This window comes from Companilactobacillus tucceti DSM 20183, from assembly GCF_001434665.1.
In the GTDB taxonomy this organism is placed as follows: Bacteria; Bacillota; Bacilli; order Lactobacillales; family Lactobacillaceae; genus Companilactobacillus; species Companilactobacillus tucceti.
This window is the reverse complement of record NZ_AZDG01000035.1, coordinates 1-226: the sequence shown is the minus strand read 5'-3', so window position 1 is coordinate 226 and position 226 is coordinate 1. Positions and strand designations below refer to the sequence as shown.

The window sequence follows — 226 nt, the reverse complement described above, 5'->3', positions numbered from 1 at the left end:
ACCATTTGTGATCTTCTTGATAGCTTCAACAGCATCTTCTTTAGATGAGTCAACAATATCAGTTGCACCCATTTCCTTAGCTAATTCAAGACGTGAAGGAACGATATCAACGGCGATAACATGTGTACATCCAGAGATCTTACCAGCCATCATTGCGGCAAGACCAACAGCACCAGTACCAAAGACAGCAATAGTGTCACCAGGTTTTGGTTGAAGGGTATTGAAG

General features: G+C 42.5%; 1 protein-coding gene. It reads right to left on the bottom strand.

Annotated elements, in window-relative coordinates:
* Window positions 1-226: zinc-binding dehydrogenase (locus FC72_RS11040; protein ID WP_157051170.1), on the bottom strand; the 226-nt coding region annotated here is incomplete at both ends.